Source organism: Bradyrhizobium sp. LTSPM299, from assembly GCF_000938235.1.
Classification (GTDB): domain Bacteria; phylum Pseudomonadota; class Alphaproteobacteria; order Rhizobiales; family Xanthobacteraceae; genus Bradyrhizobium.
On record NZ_JYMU01000005.1, the window covers coordinates 57,984 to 74,566 of the forward strand.

Genomic DNA, 16,583 nt, shown 5'->3' on the forward strand with positions numbered 1-16,583 from the left:
CGGTTTCTCCGGCGCCGGATATGGAAATGGGGTGGTCAGGCGCCGGCGATGCGATTGCGTCCCCGGGCCTTGGCTGTGTAGAGCGCGCGGTCGGCGCGGGCGAGCAATGTATCGGAGGTCTCGTTCTGACGCAGCGTTGCGACGCCTGCGGAGATCGTCACCTGCATACCGGGCGAGAACGCGCTCCAGTCGAGATCGGCAATGATCGCGCGGAGCCGCTCGAGCGCGCGCGTGGCGTCGTCCTGGGACAGGTCGGGCAGCACCAGAAGGAATTCCTCGCCGCCGTAGCGGCCAAAGCGGTCGATGCTGCGGATATTGGCGAACATGCTGATGGCGAAGGTTCGCAGCGCCTCGTCGCCGATCGGATGGCCGTAGAGGTCGTTGATGCGCTTGAAATGGTCGAGGTCGATCAGCGCGATCGCGCAGGAGCTGCCGTTGCGCGCGCAGCGCGTGATCTCTTCCTCGAGCATGCGCATGATGCAGCGGCGATTGAAGGCGCCGGTCAGGTCGTCGAGTTCAGCGAGTTCCTCGATGCGCCGGTAGGCTTCCTTCAGCTTCACCCCGCTCTGATAGAGCGATTGCTGCATCGAGCTCGAGAAGATGCCGAGGAACATGCAGCGTCCGATGGTCAGTGCGAACACCAGCATGGTGGCAAAGCGGTCGATCATCGTGCCGGTCGGCATTCCGATCGGCTTGTCGGTCCACAGAAACAGCGCTGCGAGGCCAAGCACCATCACGGTCCAGATGATAGAGGTCTGGCGCGCCGAGGTGCGGAGCGCGCCGAAGCCGAACACCACGAACAAATTGCAGAGAAACAATATCCCGACTTCCGGCGCGAGATAGGCGAACACGAGGAGGTTTACCATGTTGACGGCGGATTGCGCTGCGACCAGGTAGTGGTCGCGGAAGCGCTCGTGGAAGCCAAACTCGGAGAGCAGCACGTAGACCGCCACCAGAGTGAGGCCGGCCAGGGCATAGCCGGTCGCGACTGAAACCGACGTGGTGCCGACATGGGCGTAGATCAGCAGCACGACGGCATCGAGCACGAAGCAACTGCCGATCATCGACTGGATCTGGCGGCGCTGCTTGGCGCGGCGCGCCAGGCGCTCGGCCGTCAGTTTGGGACGGCCGCCTTCCAATGCGCCCGCGATCGGGCCGAGAAATGACGATGCAGCGCTGCCCATGGTCTTCGCCATTGGTGGAACCGGGCAAAAATCTACGTGGGAAAGCCTTTAGGTTTGGTATCTTTTGGAACCGAATCTGCTCCGTTAAAATCCGGTCAGCACCCTTGTTTCTTAAGGGAAATCCGTTAGTCCGAGGTGCCCGGGGGCGGGTGTGCCAACGCATTGCGTGGCGCGGGTTCAACACGTGGGTACTGGCTTGCCGGTGAAGCCTTGCTATGGTCGCACCGCATTGCGCGGCATCAGAGAAAGTGTTCATTACCATGATACCGTTTTCTGGGCCTCGATCGTCTCCGTGGGTTGCTCCGCGGCCTGGTGATCGACTGTGGCCTAGATCACACATGCGGTCAGGACATTGCCGTAATGTGAAGAATCTTGCCTCTCGCGTCGAACCGCGCGCCATCCCCCTCCGACCAACCTTGCGAGACGGCCATTGAGCGCGACACAGGCGGCTTCAGACGACGTTCTGATCGCTCGGATCGCTCAAGGCGACCGGCTTGCCATGCAGGTGCTGTACGGACGGCACCATGTCAGGGTGTTTCGTTTCGGGCTTCGGCTCGTGCGCGATGAGCAGGTCGCGGAAGACCTTATCAGTGAAGTCTTCCTCGATGTGTGGCGTCAGGCGGGCAAGTTCGAGGGACGATCCGCCGTTTCGACCTGGCTTTTGGCGATTACCCGTTTCAAGGCGTTGTCTGCGCTGCGGCGCAGGAAGGATGCCGAACTGGATGATGAGGCCGCGAACGCGATCGAGGATACGTCCGACGATCCGGAAACGGTGGTGCAGAAGAAGGATACCGGTGAAGCGCTGCGTAAGTGCCTGACGGCGCTATCGGCGGACCATCGGGAAATCGTCGATCTTGTCTACTATCACGAGAAATCCGTGGAAGAAGTTGCTGAGATCGTCGGCATCCCGGAGAACACCGTGAAGACGCGCCTGTTCTACGCACGCAAGAAACTTGCCGAGCTGCTGAAGGTAGCTGGCATCGAGCGAGGTTGGCCATGATGGCAGCGAACAAGAAAATGCTGGATCAAGAGCCCAGCGAGATCGAGATGCTGTTGCCGTGGCACGCGGCTGGCACGCTGAACGCGCGCGACGCGCGCCGTGTCGAGGACGCGCTCGCACGCGATCCGGAACTGGCGAAGCAGTTTGCCGTCATCCGCGAGGAATTAGGCGAGACCATTCATCTCAACGAGAGCCTGGGTGCACCCTCGGCGCGCGCCATGCAGAAGCTATTCGCGGCGATCGATGCCGAACCCGAACGCAAGCCGGCGATGTCGGCGCGCATCTGGAGCGGAATCTCGGAGTTTTTCGCAAAGTTGTCGCCGCGCACGCTGGCCTGGTCGGCCAGTCTTGGCGCGATCGTGCTGCTGTTGCAGGCGGGCGTGATCGGCGCGGTGCTGATGGGGAGCCAGCCGGCCTCGTTCCAGACCGCCTCGCTCGATACGGCCGATCGCAACACGCCGCTGACCCGTGATCTCGGTGGCACGGCTGCCGCGCCACCGCGCATGCTGGTGCGCTTTGCGCCGGACGCCAGGATCGCCGACATTACCGCGCTGCTCGACACCTATCAGGCCTCGATCGTCGATGGCGCCAAGGGCGGCCTGTTCCGGCTGCAGTTCGGCAGCCGCGCGATGGGCAAGAACGACGTCGCAGCGTTGATCGCCAGATTGCAGAAAGAGAAGATCGTCAGCCTCGCGGTCGAAACGCCGTAAGCTGCGGTTGGCGGTTCTGCGTCGCGTTGAGGACACGATGAACCGTGGTCACCTGAGCTGGAAGAGCACCGCGGTGGCCGTCGCCATTGCGGTGTTGCCGTTGGTATGTCTGGCCGATTCAGCGGCGGATGCGCAAAGCTTCATGCGCTCGCCGACGCTGCGTGTCGAGCCGCGCGTCTCGATCGGGCCGCGGATCAATCCGAACATCGCGGGTAGGGCGGGCGCCAACGCGGCCGGCAGGGCCGGCGCCAATGTTGCGGGTAGTGTGAACGCCAACGCTGTGGGCAGGGTGGGCGGCACCATTGCCGCACGCACGACGCCATCGGCTCCCCCCGTCACGACCATATCGAGGATCGCCGCCTCGCGGCTGGCCACCGGCTCCGCGCTGTCCTATGCGCGCTATTCGCCCAATCTCTATCCCGCCTGCGACTATGCCTATCGTGGCCGCGACGGCGAATGCACCGACGACCCGGTCGCCCTGGTCGACGGCGGCAGTGGCAAGGGCGCTGCAGGGAAGGCCGTGACCGGTACTGGCGGCGGCGCGCGGGCCGCGCTCGACCGGCGAGCTGTGCCGAACGAACTCGTGGCCGAAATCGACGGCGCATTGACGGATGCTCAGGCTGACGAGCTCGCGCAGCGCCACGGCCTGATCCGGATCGCGTCGCAGAATTTTTCGCTGCTCGGCGCGACGATCGGCCTGTTCCGCGTTGCCGGCAATCGGCCGGTGGACGTGGTGAGCCGCGAGTTCGCCGGCGACGGCAGCGTCCGCTCGGTGCAGCCGAACTATCGCTACCTGCTGCAGGATCAGCAGGCGGTTCCAAGCGAGGGCGATCCGGCGCAATACGCGCTCGCACAGCTGCGCTTGCCGCAGGCGCACACGCTGGCGCACGGGATGAACGTGACGATCGCGGTCATCGACTCCGGCATCGACGCCAGCCATCCGGAACTGGCCAACACGATCTCGGATACGTTCGACGCGCTTGGCAGCAAGGAAGGGCCGCATCTTCATGGCACCGGTATCGCGGGCGCGATCGCGGCGCATGCCAAGCTGATGGGGAGCGCGCCGGAGGTCCGGATCCTGGCGATCCGTGCGTTCGGTGCAGTTGCGAGCGGCGCCCAGAGCACGTCTTTTGTGATCCTCAGGAGTCTCGACTACGCGGCGTTGCACGGCGCGCAGATCGTGAACATGAGTTTTGCCGGACCGAAGGACGCGCTGATCGCGCGCGGTGTTGCCGCGGCCGCGGCCAGGGGCATCGTGCTGATCGCTGCCGCCGGCAATGCGGGTGCGAAATCCCCGCCGCTCTATCCGGCAGCCAATCCGGATGTGATCGCGGTCAGCGGCACCGACGCCAGGGACAAACTGTTCACGGCGTCGAACCGCGGTGACTACATTGCGTTGGCGGCGCCAGGCGTCGACATCCTGCTGCCCGCGCCCGACGGCAAATATCAGATGGCGTCGGGCACTTCTTTCTCCGCGGCCTTCATCAGCGGCATTGCCGCCCTGGTGCTGGAACGCAATCCGGCGGCGAAGCCGAGCGAGGTACGCGCAATCCTGACGAGCACCGCCCGTGACCTCGGCGCGCCCGGCCGCGACAATCTGTTCGGAGCGGGCGAGGCGGATGCCTTCGCCGCCGTCACGGCAGCGATCAAGGTGCCCGCCGTTCCGGTTGCGACCGTCTCGGACAAACCGTCGCAGCCGCCGAAGGCGCCCGACAGCAATAACACTTCCGTGAGCCGCGCCTTGATCGATGCGGCGCCGTCGATGGCGTCAGACAAATCCGCGGCAAACGACGCAAATCGCCCCGCTGCGCAGTGATTTTCGTCGGCGGACGCCCGCCAATGGCGCAGCGAAACCGGGGTCGGAAAAGTTAAAAAAATCGCTGGGAGTTTGAACGTCCGCAGCCCTTGTCACGACTTATGTGTGTGGGAGCGGTTTACCCTCCCCGACGGCTATATTCGGCGCGAGCGCCCATCCACCCCAAGCGCCCATATGGCTTAGACCCGTCCGGTTGTCCCCCCGGGCGGGTCTTTCATTTTTGGACGAGCCTTGTGTGACGGCTGGGCCCGGTGTGGCGTGCAATCCCCCATCGGCGCGGCGCCGGTCGGGACGCACGCCGCTGGACAGGCCCAACGGTGGATCATTCGGGAGCACTCGTCGGGAAGCGCGATGCATCGCCACCAAGCAAGTGGACGGCTTGACTGTGGATATCGTGAGAAACCCCGTATTGAAGCGGGTTTTCTTCACCGCCCGTCGCCAATTAAGAATTTAGTTAGACTTTATTTACCTTTTCCACAGAATATCTCTGTCACGTCGAGTTGATTCGGTTCGGTTGCGTCTGCGTCCGTCTCTTTCCCTGCGGGCAGTTAAATGACACATCGGACCGACGTGGCCAGAGGCCAGGAGATCGTTGCGCGCTGGTGCAACCTTGCCGAGCAACGGCTGGAACATCTCACCGAGCTGTTCGAAACCGGCCGTTGGCGCCGCTATCACAGCGAAGAAGCCTTTCTCGAAAACATCAGGGAAGCCACGGCGGCGGTCGACACCTGGCGCGAACTGCTGTCGCGCGAAGCCTCGCTCGACAATTCACCGATCGATTTGTCCTGGCTCGGTCGCGGGCGGTCGAAACTGTCGCCATGCGAAGTCTCGCCGGTGCGCGAGCGCCAGCCGGAGGCGGCGGCGTTGGCTCAATCCACCATGATGGCCATGACGGCAGCGCTGGAGACGGCCGCCGCCGTGCTCGAGGAAACGCCCGCTGTGACCGATGCGCCTCCGCTGGAGATGCTCGCGACGCCGGTGCTCGATCTCAGCGCGATACAGGCGCGCTATCCGCTGCTGCGCAACACGCTGTAAACAGTCAGCGCCGCACGGCGTTCGCGCCGATCATCAGCTGCGCAAATTGCTGGGCGCCGCCGGCCGAGAGGTCGGTGGTGACAGGGCGGGCGTGATCGAGCCCGACCACCGCCCCGCGCGGGGTCTCCGAGATCATGTTGTTGCTGATCAGCGCGGTTCCGGCGCCCGGCACCACCGAGACGCCGATGCCGACGAAGGCGTTGCGGATCACGTTTCCCGATATCGCGACGTCACGCAGATACTTGCCCCATCCGGCGACGATGCCGAATGACGGGGCGTTCTCGATCACATTGCCGGTGACGGCCGTATCAGCCTCGACATAGATGCCGATTCCGGCATCGTCGTCAGGCGCGGTGCCGATCGGGCGCTTCGGGATCAGGTTGCGGATGATATTGCCCTGGACCACCGCGATGCGACCGCCTTCGTTGAAGTTGCACACGGAGACGCCGACCGCAGCGCCGTCGACCGTGTTGTTGGCGATGACCGCAGCCTCGAAGGCGAACTCCGAATAGAGCGCGACCTCGCGGACATTGCTGACGCTGTTATCCGTGATGTGGATGTTGGAGGCGGAATTGCCGCGCACTGCCGAATAGTCGCAATTCCTGATGCGGTTGCCGCGCACGATGACGTTGCCGGCGCGGAAGGCGTTGATGGCGTTGCCGTACTGCCCGGAGCCGCCGGGGCCGGCCTTGATATCCTCGATGCGGTTGTCGGCCATGATGGTGCCGTCGTCGCCAACAGCGGTGCGCAGGATCTCGATGCCGTTGTCGTTGGTGCCCTTGATGGTGTTGCGCGAGACGATCAGGCCCAGCGCGTCGAACGACACCAGCGCGGTGGCCGCGATGTCGTTGAAGATGTTGTTGCTGACGTCGCCGGACACCTGCTCGAACCAGATGCCGCTGCCGCCGCTACCGGTGAACTCGCAATCGGTGATGCGGATGTCGCGGCCGGACAGGCAATGCACCAGGCCGCGCCGCGTTGGCAGCGGGATGTTGCCGCCATCGAGCGTGAGGCCGGTAAGCTCGATGCCGCCGGCACCTTCGCCCGACAGCATCGACAAACCGCCGTTGAACGCGAGTTTGCTCGCGCCGCGCACGCCGATCAGCTGGCTGCCGGGGGCAAGACGAAGCAGCCCGGTGCGGTAGATTCCGGGCGGGAACACCAGCGGCACCTGCGCGCGGGCAGCCTCGTCGATCGCGCGCTGCAAATTCCTTGTTTGATCGTCAGGGCTGCCGGCGCGAACGCCATATTGCGTGACGTCGCGTCCGAGCGACCCGACCGATGGCGCCGCGCGCGCAACCTCGGGCGACATCGCCAGCGCGCCGGCGACGCCGACGGCGGATGCTCCGATCAGATGGCGGCGGTTGACGTCCATGGCATAGCCCTCGCTGAAGGCGCGAGCGGTGACCTTCGTATCCGCTAGGTAACGCGAAATGCGGCGCTGCTTGGTGAACACGCCGGCGAAGCCGGGCGTTTGTTGGCGGTAGGGTTAATCTTGGGTACAGCAGGTCAGCGCGCGTCGTTTACGAGAGGGTGGCCTGCCTCGTAACGGCGGGTGATGGTGACGGAACTCCCGGCCGCGGGCGCGCGCCGCCAAAATATTGAAAACAACCCCATGCAAAGTAGCGGACGGCTGCCGGCGTTCGACAAGGCAACTTGACACGTCGGGCAACTCAGGGATATTCTTCCAATATTCCGAAATCGTGTCCCTTCCTCGCCCCGCACTAAAACGGCGCTCCAGGCCGCGCGTGGAGGTTCCGCTATGCGGTGACGAGGATGCGCAGCTTGTCGCTCACTTCAGCATTTCCGCGATCTGTTCGGCGGCGACCGCGGGCGAGACGCGGCCGTCGGCGACCTCGGCTTCCATCTTCTTCACCTTGGCGCGGATCGCGGCATCGGCGCGCAGCCGCGCCATCATCCGTTGCTCCAGCATCGACCACATCCACTTCACCTGCTGCTCGCGGCGGCGGCTCGCGAACTCGCCGGAGGCGTTCATCGCGGTGCGGTGGTCGAGGATTTTCTGCCAGATCCTGTCGAGCCCAATGCCCACCAGCGCCGAATAGGTCTCGACCGGCGGATGCCAGTGCTCGGAGCGGGGCGACAGGATATGCAGCGCGCTGCGATAATCGGCCGCCGCGAGATTGGCGCGCTTGATGTTGTCGCCGTCAGCCTTGTTGATCGCGATCATGTCGGCGAGCTCGACCAGACCCTTCTTGATGCCCTGCAACTCGTCGCCGGCGCCCGGCAGCATCAGCGCCAGGAAGAAATCGGTCATGTCGCAGACGGCGGTTTCGGACTGGCCGATGCCGACGGTCTCGACCAGCACCACGTCGAAGCCGGCCGCCTCGCACAACAGCATCGCCTCGCGGGTTTTCGCCGCGACGCCGCCGAGCGTGCCTGACGATGGCGAGGGACGGATAAAGGCGCGATCGGAGACCGCCAGCCGCGCCATCCGCGTCTTGTCGCCGAGGATCGAACCGCCGGTGCGCGCCGAGGAGGGATCGACCGCCAGCACCGCGACCCTGTGGCCGCGCGCGATCAGGAACATGCCGAGCACATCGATGGTGGTCGACTTGCCGACGCCGGGAGAGCCGGTGATGCCGACCCGCACCGCCTTGCCGGTGTCGGGCAGCAGTTCCTGCACCAGCTCGCGCGCCGCCGCCTGGTGGTCGCCACGCCGGCTCTCGACCAGCGTGATCGCCCGCGCCAGCGCCGCGCGGCCGCCGGTGCGGAGCTCCTGGGCGAGGGCGTGGATATCGATAGGCTTCGGCAGGTTCATGCCTTGACTTACTATGGTCGCATGCCCGGGGCGAGGGGAGGTTGCCTAGGGTTGCGTCAATTTGCGGCTCACAAAGGCCTTTAGCGCTGGCAGGTCGATACGGACAATGTCCCAGACGATATCGACCCTGGTCGCGTGATATGCGTGCCGCAATACATTGCCAAAGTCGATCATCTTTCGCCAGTCGATGCCGACGTCGGGATCCTTGACGCTGTCCGGAATTCTTCGCGACGCTTCGCAGACGATCTCAAGCAAACGTTCGGTCGCCAGACGGCGCACTTTGTCAGTGGAAAATTGTTCAAAGTTGCTACCGGCGACAATGCCCTCAATTTCGGTGATGGCTTCCAGAATATCCCTCAGCCGATCCTCTACGGTAGGCGGCATTCAGAAGACCTCGATCAGATCATCGGAAATTCGTTCCGCGACGCGCGGCTTGAGCAGTTCGCGCATCGATAGCTGTACCTGAAGGCCCGTTGCGTCTTCGATCAGGTGCATGGCCTTGAAGAAGTCAAACCGAGGCAATTCACCACGAGCCGTGGTCTCGACGAGTACATCGAGATCGCTATCAGGACGCGCGTCATCACGGGTTCGCGACCCAAACAGGGTCAGTCGCGTGACGCCCTCGGCTCTCAGCGCGGGAGCGATGTCACGCAATCGGCCGATGACGGTTTCGAGAGGAATGTCCGCGACTTCAGTCATGGAGCGATATTAGCACATCCGCGGCGGGCCGCACAGCATCCGGGCGGGAATGCCTGCCGTCCGATGGCCCAATGGAGCGATTATTGCTAGTCCGCGTCAGCCTTCGGCTGCGCGCCGCCGAAGATCTTCGTGCCTTCCGGCGTCAGATACGGTTTCAGCGTCTTCCACGGTACGAAAGCGACATACTGGCCTTCGGCATAGGGGCCGACGGCATAGGGCGGATAGTGGAAGGTCAGGCCGGAGCTCTTGCCCGCTTCCGTCGACGGCGTCAGCGTGACGGCGCCGATCTTGAGCAGAGTCGGCTTCAGGTCCTTGTACCACTCCGCCGTTGCAGTCTCGCCGGCGTCGCGCTCCTTCTTCTCGGCGTTCAGCGAGGTGATGACGGCCTGCAACATCGCCTTCATGGTCGGACCGTCGTCGGCGGTCTCCGTGAAGAAGGGTCGGATGCTGATGCGCTTCTTCTCGGTCGCATCCCACAGGATGGTGTTGACGTCGGAGTTCGGATGCGCGCCGCGGTTGTCCATGTCGTCGTCGCGCCGGATACTGACGTAGCGGCCGTCGACGACCGAGTGGACGGCGTATCTGCGTTCGAACGACCAGCCGCCATCCTTGAAGGACTGCGGATCTTCTTTGCGCGAGGCCGCGGCCTCGGCGGCGTTCTTGTCGATCCACTTCTTGCCTTCGGCCAGACAATCGGCGGCCAAGGCGGCATCCGCCTTGACCTTGTCGTCGAGATAGACGTTGGCCTCGACGCTCTTGTTCTTGATCGATGCATCCGGCTTAGGATCGGCCGCAAGCGCAGGCAGGCCGAGGCAAGCAAGTATGCCGGCAAGGCCCAAGATGCGGGCAGGCGTTCGGAAGCGAGCGGCGCGCATAGAAAAATTCCTTTTGAGTGGGAAGACGGCGAACGCGGCGACGCTACTCCGCCGCCTCGCTGTGGCCGAGCCGGGCGTTGAGCTTGTGGATCAGCTCCTCGGCGGCATCTGATATCACTGTGCCCGGAGGGAAGATAGCTTCGGCGCCGGCGGCGTAGAGCGCATCGTAATCCTGTGGCGGCACCACGCCGCCGATGATGATCATGATGTCCTCGCGGCCGTGCTTCTTCAGCGCGGCCTTTAGCTCGGGCACCGCGGTGAGATGCGCGGCGGCGAGCGAGGAGACACCGAGGATGTGCACGTCGTTCTCGGCCGCCTGGCGGGCGGCTTCGTCCGCGGTCGCAAACAGCGGTCCGATATCGACGTCGAAGCCGACATCGGCGAACGCGGATGCGATCACCTTCTGGCCGCGGTCGTGGCCGTCCTGGCCGATCTTGGCGACCAGGATGCGGGGGCGGCGGCCCTCGGCTTCCTCGAAAGCGTCGATCAACTCCTGTACCTTTTCGACCCGGTTGGACATGGTCGCTGCCTCTCGCTTGTAGACGCCGGTGATCGACTTGATCTCGGCGCGGTGCCGGCCGAACACCTTTTCCATCGCGTCCGAAATCTCGCCGACGGTCGCTTTCGCCCGTGCGGCGTCGATCGCCAGCGCCAGCAGATTGCCGCTGCCTTCGCCCGCGCTTCGGGTGATCGCCGCCAGCGCCGCGTCGACGTCCTTCTGGTTGCGGTCTTTCCTGAGTCGCGCCAGTTTGTCGATCTGCAGCCGCCGCACGGTGGAATTCTCCACCTTCAGCACGTCGATCGGCTTCTCGTTCTCCGGCTTGTATTTGTTGACACCGATCACGGCCTGGCGGCCGGCATCGATGCGGGCCTGGGTCTTGGCCGATGCTTCCTCGATCCGCAGCTTCGGCACGCCGGCCTCGATCGCCTTGGCCATACCGCCGAGTTCCTCGACCTCCTGGATATGACCCCAGGCCTTGGCCGCGAGGTCGCGGGTCAGCCGCTCGACATAGTAGGAGCCGCCCCAGGGATCGATGATGCGGTTGGTGCCGCTCTCCTGCTGCAGGAACAATTGGGTGTTGCGGGCGATGCGCGCGGAGAAGTCGGTCGGCAACGCCAGCGCCTCGTCGAGCGCGTTGGTGTGCAGCGACTGGGTGTGGCCTTGCGTTGCCGCCATCGCCTCGATGGTGGTGCGCATCACATTGTTGAAGACGTCCTGCGCGGTCAGCGACCAGCCCGAGGTCTGGCAATGCGTGCGCAGCGACAGCGAGCGCGGATCCTTCGGGTTGAACGGCTTGAGCAGCTTGGCCCAGAGCAGCCGCGCGGCGCGCAACTTGGCGACTTCCATGAAGAAGTTCATGCCAACAGCCCAGAAGAACGACAGCCGCGGCGCGAAGCGGTCGACGTCGAGGCCTGCAGCGAGCCCGGCGCGCAGATATTCGACGCCGTCGGCCAGCGTATAGGCGAGCTCGAGGTCCTGCGTCGCGCCGGCCTCCTGCATGTGATAGCCGGAAATGGAAATCGAGTTGTACTTCGGCATCTTCTGCGAGGTGTAGGCGAAGATGTCGGAGATGATCCGCATCGAGGGCGAGGGCGGATAGATATAGGTGTTGCGCACCATGAACTCTTTCAGAATGTCGTTCTGAATGGTGCCCGACAGTTTCTCCGGCGGCACGCCCTGTTCCTCGGCGGCCGTGACGAACAGCGCGAGGATCGGCAGCACCGCGCCGTTCATGGTCATCGACACGCTCATCTGGTCGAGCGGAATGCCTGAGAACAGCGTGCGCATGTCGTAGATCGAGTCGATCGCAACGCCGGCCATGCCGACGTCGCCGGTGACGCGCGGATGGTCCGAGTCATAGCCGCGGTGGGTGGCGAGATCGAACGCGACCGAGAGACCCTTCTGTCCCGCCGCGAGGTTGCGGCGATAGAAGGCGTTGGAATCCTCCGCCGTGGAGAAGCCGGCATATTGCCTGATGGTCCAGGGCTGGTTGACATACATGGTCGGGTAGGGGCCGCGCAGATAGGGCGCGATGCCCGGCCAGGTCTCGAGGAAGTCGATGCCTTCGAGGTCGGCTTCGCTGTAGGCGGATTTGACCGGAATGCCCTCGGGCGTCAGCCATGGCTCGGCGCTTCCGGCCAGGGCGCCACCGCTGATTTTCTCAAACGCGATATCGGCGAAGTTCGGTATGCGGCTCATGTTGTCCATCATAGCACGGGCGACCGTCTTCCGGCGCCATTCAGTCGTGATCGGGATGCTGGTGGCTGGCGATGGTCGCCATCTTCTCCGGGCCGTAATTCTGCATCGTGGTCTGGCTCGGCAAATTGGGTATGCCGACCACCCAGCCGAGCCGGGACTCGGTTCCATATTGCCGCGTCGGCACCATCCGGTCGGGCCGGTCGAAGGTACCGGTCATGATTTCGATCCGCGGCCCATCGATCCGGCGGAAGCTCAGAGGCGTGCCGCAGGCGGCGCAGAAATCGCGCTCGGCGATCGAGGACGATTTGAACGCGGCGGGCTGGCCGCGGGTCCAGGCGAAATCGGTCTTCTCGATGTCGGCAAACGATGCGAACGGCGAGCCGGAAGCCTTCTGGCACATCCGGCAGTGACAGACGCTGATCTTGGCCGGTGCGCCCGAGACCGCAAAGCGGATGGCGCCGCATTGGCAGCCGCCGGTCAGAACCGGTTTTGATGGTGTCTCAGCCGTCATGCTTGCTCCATTCGCCGATAGGCGTCGCGCAATGTTGCCAGCGCATCGCCGCCGGCGAAGACGAAGTCACCGATGCCTGCCGCCCGCAGCGCCGCTTCCTGGTCGCCGGGCCGCCCTGCCAGATAGATATGCCTGGCTCCCGCGCCGTGAAGGGCCCTGGCGGCCTCAGTGGCGCTGATGGCATAGACCTTGTCCGAGGAGCAGATGCAGGCCATCGCCGCACCGAAGGCCTTGAAGGCGGCCGCGAGCGCCGTAGCATCGGCAAAGCCTTCGCTGTCGACGGCCTCGATGCCGCCGGTCTCGAAGAAGCTCTTGGCGAATGTGGCCCGCGCGGTGAAATCCGCCGCCGTGCCGAGATTGGCGAGGAAGATCTTTGGCCGTGCGCCGCCTGTCTTCAGCGCTGCATCCGACTTGTCGCGCAACGCCTCGAATGGTTCGGCCAGGCGCATCGGCGCAAGCGCGTCGAACTTGATCTTGGCATCTCCGAAGGTCGCGGGTCGTGCCGGACTCACATCCAGCACCGCGAAATCGGCCTCATGCAGGTTGGGGAATTCGCTGGCGCCGGTCAGAACGTCGCGGCGCTTCGCCACATTGGTCTCGCGAAGGGTACGCGTCGCGGCGACCTTGTTCTGGATCAGGCCGTGCTCGAGCGCAGCGAAGATGCCGCCGGCCTTCTCGATCTCCTGAAACAACGTCCATGCCGCCTCGCACAGCTGCGAGGTCAGCGTCTCGATGCTGCCGGACCCTGCCGCCGGATCGGAAACCTTTGCGAGATTGGATTCCTCGAGCAGCACGAGCTGGGTGTTGCGCGCAATGCGGCGGGCCAGATCGTCTGGCAGGCCCAACGCAAGCGTGTGCGGCAGCACCGTGATCGCGTTGGCGCCGCCGAGGCCGGCGGCGAACGTCGCCATGGTCGCACGCAGCATGTTCACATTGGCATCACGCTGGGTCAGCATGCGCCAGGCGGTCTGCGCGTTGACGAAGATCGGTTTTGGCGCGAGGCCACAGGCCTGCTCGACCCGCGCCCACAGCAGCCGCAGCGCCCGGAACTTCGCCATCGTCAAAAACTGGTCGGCGTCGGCGCTGAGCCGGAATGAGATTCCCGCGCGGGCAGCGTCGAGGTCGATGCCGGCGGCTTCGAGCATCCGCAGATAGGCCAGCGCGACTGCGAGCGTAAACGCGAGTTCCTGCACGTCGGATCCACCGGCATCGTGGATCGGCCTGCCATCGGCCAGCACGAACGGTCCCTTGAAGCCGCGCTTGATCAGGCCGGTGACCACCTTGCCGAAGGGTTTTTCGTAGTCGGCCCAGGCGGCGGACGCGGCGCCACGCACGGCCACCGTGCTGAGCGCCTGATAGTTGAAATGAAGGTCGAGCGTGGCCGGATCTAGCTTGCGGGCCTCGACCATGTCGGCAAAAGTTTCGCCAGCGTTCTCGCGTCCGAGCACCGGGTTGAGCGCGATCATGATGCCAGCATCGAGATGGACACCGCCGCAGGCCCGCGCCAATGTCTTCTTGCTGGCATCGGCAAGACCGAAGCCGCGCGTGCCGGGACCGCCGGCGAACTCGAATTCCAGGCCGGTTGCCCCGTTTTCGAGATCTTGCAGCGCCTGCGCATTGGCTTGCGCGGCGTCGGGATGGTCGACCCTCTGCAGGATCTGCCAGGGCGCGGCGGCGGCGCGGCCGGCGATCGGGCTCAAGTTGGTGGCGCGGCGGTAGATCGGATCGATCTTCAACCCGTCATAGGTCTTGCCGAGCAGCTTCTCGAATGGGGCCCCCTTCAGCACGCCGTCGACCAGCTTGCGCCAGTCGTCATAGGCCGCGGGTGCAAAGTCCGCTGCGAGAGGCAAATCGTCAGTCGTGGTCGTCATCCGCCCAAAATGTCCTTCGTCGGCCCGGTGGGCCCCGCTTGATTTGGCCGGAAATTGCCACGGGCGGGCGGCCAAGCCAAACAGTTGTTTGGGGGCTGTGTGGCCTCAATCGAGGTCCGGCAGACGGAATATACCGTCGGCCGAGACTCCCGCCAGGGCGTCGGCGACACGCCGCCCGGCGATGACGCGGTCCGGCACGATCTCGGCCAGCGGCGCCAGCACGAAGGCGCGCTCGAACAGGCGTGGGTGCGGCAGGGTCAGTTCCGGCTTGTCGAGCGTGACGTCGTCATAGGCGATCAGGTCAAGGTCGAGGGTGCGCGGACCCCAGCGCCGTTCATTGGCGCGGTCGCGGCCGAACTTGGTCTCGATCTTGTGCAGCGTGAACAGCAGCGCGTGTGGGTCGAGGCTGGTCTCGATCTCGATGCAGGCATTGATGAAGTTGTCCTGCTGCTCCTCGCCCCAGGGCGGCGTCGAATAATCCGACGAGCGTGCCAGCAGCGCGGCCTGCGTCATGCCGCAGATATTGGCGATGGCCTTGCGGAACGTAGTGCGGACGTCGCCGACATTACCGCCGAGTGCGATCAGGACCTCAGCCATCGCCGTTTAACCTTGGGGCGGTAGATGCCGTGAGCGCGTCAGCACCACGCCGACATCGTCGAAGATCGCGGCGATCGGTGCGTGCGGCTTGTGGACGGTCACCTTGACGGCTCGGACGCGCGGGAATGTGCTCAGGATATCGTCGGCCACCGCACCGGCGGCGCGCTCCAGCAGCTTGTAATTGGTGGTCTTGAAGGCCGAGGTCGCGGTCGCGACCACATTGGAATAGGAGACGGTGTCGGAGAGCCGGTCGGTGCGTGAGGACTCCGAAAGGTCGGTATATAATTCGAGATCGATGACGAAGCGTTGCCCGACTTCGGTCTCATGTTCCATCACGCCATGACGGGCATGGATGACGACCCCGGTGATGAAGATCGTGTCGGTCATTGCTGTCCCTTGATTGCTGCGGCCACAAGCAGCGCCTGAACGGTTTCCGCGACGTCATGGGCGCGGATGATGCGTGCACCATTCTGTGCCGCGATCAGATGCGCCGCGAGCGAGCCGCCGATGCGATTCTGCGGCTCCGAGGGCACGACCGTGCTGATGAAGCGCTTGCGCGACGCGCCGACCAGCACGGGCAGGCGGAAAGTGTCAAGCTCGGAGAGCCGCGCCAGCACCATCATGCTCTGCTCCGGGACCTTGCCGAAGCCAATGCCGGGATCGAGCACGATCCTGCCGGACGATATGCCCGCCTTGGCTGCAATCTCGAGCGAACGGGTAAAGAAGGTTGCGATATCCTTCATGATGTCGACCGTAGGATCGGCGCGCTCGCGATTGTGCATGATGATCACGGGCACGCCACGCGCCGCGACGATATCGGCCATGCTAGGATCGCGCTGCAGGCCCCAGACGTCATTGGCGATCGCAGCGCCCTGGTCGAGCGCCCAGGCCACGACCTCGGACTTCATGCTGTCGATCGAGACGGGCACGCCGAGGGCTATGATGTCGGCCAGCACCGGCTTCAGCCGCTTCAACTCGTCGTCTGCGGAGACCGGCTGCGAGCCGTAGGGTCGGGTGGATTCCGCGCCGATATCGATGATGTCGGCGCCGTCAGCGATCAGCTTGCGGGCTTGCGCCAGCGCCAGCTCGGGGGCGATGAACTGTCCGCCATCGGAAAATGAATCCGGCGTCACGTTCAGGATGCCCATTACCGCCGGAGTGGGCTTCGACAGCAACGCCGGCAGCATCGCGAGTCCGGCCGGGCCGGCGAATGCTGCCGATATGGGCTTGGTCGCCATCATGCAGTGGCTTTGCGCTGACAGCGTTGGCAAGTCAAGATGTTGCGGAGGTGGCTGGCGCCGGACGC

Annotated in this window: 16 protein-coding genes; 4 read left to right on the plus strand and 12 right to left on the minus strand. The window is 64.5% G+C overall.

The annotated features are described in order from the left end of the window. Nucleotides 1-35 precede the first annotated feature (35 nt). Entirely contained in the window at nt 36-1,184 is a 1,149-nt protein-coding gene (locus UP10_RS00410; protein ID WP_044585576.1) for a GGDEF domain-containing protein, read from the minus strand. Nucleotides 1,185-1,614: 430 nt separating this feature from the next. Here UP10_RS00410 and UP10_RS00415 point away from each other — a divergent pair, with 430 nt between their 5' ends. The 4 genes from UP10_RS00415 (at nt 1,615) to UP10_RS00430 (ending at nt 5,745) form a co-directional block, all read left to right on the plus strand. Then, the gene (locus tag UP10_RS00415) at nt 1,615-2,184 is read left to right on the plus strand and encodes a sigma-70 family RNA polymerase sigma factor (protein ID WP_044585480.1); all 570 of its coding nucleotides are present in this window, start codon (nt 1,615-1,617) and stop codon (nt 2,182-2,184) included. Continuing rightward, entirely contained in the window at nt 2,181-2,894 is a 714-nt protein-coding gene (locus tag UP10_RS00420) for a hypothetical protein (RefSeq protein WP_044585481.1), read from the plus strand. Before UP10_RS00415 ends, UP10_RS00420 begins: the two co-directional genes overlap by 4 nt. A gap of 37 nt (nt 2,895-2,931) precedes the next feature. Then, the gene (locus UP10_RS00425) at nt 2,932-4,710 is read left to right on the plus strand and encodes a S8 family serine peptidase (RefSeq protein WP_044585577.1); all 1,779 of its coding nucleotides are present in this window, start codon (nt 2,932-2,934) and stop codon (nt 4,708-4,710) included. 552 nt (nt 4,711-5,262) lie between these two features. Then, nucleotides 5,263-5,745: a TIGR03809 family protein gene (locus UP10_RS00430; RefSeq protein WP_044585482.1), complete on the plus strand. Its 483-nt coding sequence runs from the start codon at nt 5,263-5,265 to the stop codon at nt 5,743-5,745. A gap of 4 nt (nt 5,746-5,749) precedes the next feature. Here UP10_RS00430 and UP10_RS00435 read toward each other — a convergent pair whose 3' ends face one another. From UP10_RS00435 to folP, 11 genes are all read right to left on the minus strand, one after another. Continuing rightward, entirely contained in the window at nt 5,750-7,120 is a 1,371-nt protein-coding gene (locus UP10_RS00435; RefSeq protein WP_044585578.1) for a TIGR03808 family TAT-translocated repetitive protein, read from the minus strand. A 417-nt stretch (nt 7,121-7,537) separates the two neighbouring features. Further along, the gene (meaB, locus tag UP10_RS00440; protein WP_044585483.1) at nt 7,538-8,524 is read right to left on the minus strand and encodes a methylmalonyl Co-A mutase-associated GTPase MeaB; all 987 of its coding nucleotides are present in this window, start codon (nt 8,522-8,524) and stop codon (nt 7,538-7,540) included. Between the two features lie 45 nt (nt 8,525-8,569). Further along, nucleotides 8,570-8,908: a HepT-like ribonuclease domain-containing protein gene (locus UP10_RS00445; RefSeq protein ID WP_044585484.1), complete on the minus strand. Its 339-nt coding sequence runs from the start codon at nt 8,906-8,908 to the stop codon at nt 8,570-8,572. Then, the gene (locus UP10_RS00450) at nt 8,909-9,223 is read right to left on the minus strand and encodes a nucleotidyltransferase family protein (protein ID WP_044585485.1); all 315 of its coding nucleotides are present in this window, start codon (nt 9,221-9,223) and stop codon (nt 8,909-8,911) included. It lies immediately after the preceding gene. An 86-nt stretch (nt 9,224-9,309) separates the two neighbouring features. After that, complete coding sequence (locus UP10_RS00455; protein WP_044585486.1) at nt 9,310-10,098, minus strand: RsiV family protein; 789 nt, start codon at nt 10,096-10,098, stop codon at nt 9,310-9,312. 43 nt (nt 10,099-10,141) lie between these two features. After that, entirely contained in the window at nt 10,142-12,298 is a 2,157-nt protein-coding gene (scpA, locus tag UP10_RS00460; RefSeq protein ID WP_044585579.1) for a methylmalonyl-CoA mutase, read from the minus strand. Between the two features lie 40 nt (nt 12,299-12,338). Continuing rightward, nucleotides 12,339-12,809 carry a GFA family protein gene (locus UP10_RS00465; protein WP_044585487.1) on the minus strand — a complete coding sequence of 157 codons (471 nt, stop codon included), beginning with the start codon at nt 12,807-12,809 and terminating at the stop codon, nt 12,339-12,341. Beyond that, a complete protein-coding gene (locus UP10_RS00470; RefSeq protein ID WP_044585488.1) occupies nt 12,806-14,680 on the minus strand; it encodes a methylmalonyl-CoA mutase family protein in 1,875 nt (624 codons plus the stop codon). The genes UP10_RS00465 and UP10_RS00470 overlap by 4 nt, the downstream gene beginning before the upstream one ends. 105 nt (nt 14,681-14,785) lie before the next feature. Continuing rightward, a complete protein-coding gene (folK, locus tag UP10_RS00475; RefSeq protein ID WP_044585489.1) occupies nt 14,786-15,277 on the minus strand; it encodes a 2-amino-4-hydroxy-6-hydroxymethyldihydropteridine diphosphokinase in 492 nt (163 codons plus the stop codon). Nucleotides 15,278-15,283: 6 nt separating this feature from the next. Further along, entirely contained in the window at nt 15,284-15,664 is a 381-nt protein-coding gene (gene folB / locus UP10_RS00480; RefSeq protein WP_044585490.1) for a dihydroneopterin aldolase, read from the minus strand. Continuing rightward, on the minus strand, nt 15,661-16,518 hold the full coding sequence (gene folP, locus UP10_RS00485) for a dihydropteroate synthase (protein WP_044585491.1): 858 nt from the start codon (nt 16,516-16,518) through the stop codon (nt 15,661-15,663). The genes folB and folP overlap by 4 nt, the downstream gene beginning before the upstream one ends. Nucleotides 16,519-16,583: the final 65 nt, after the last annotated feature.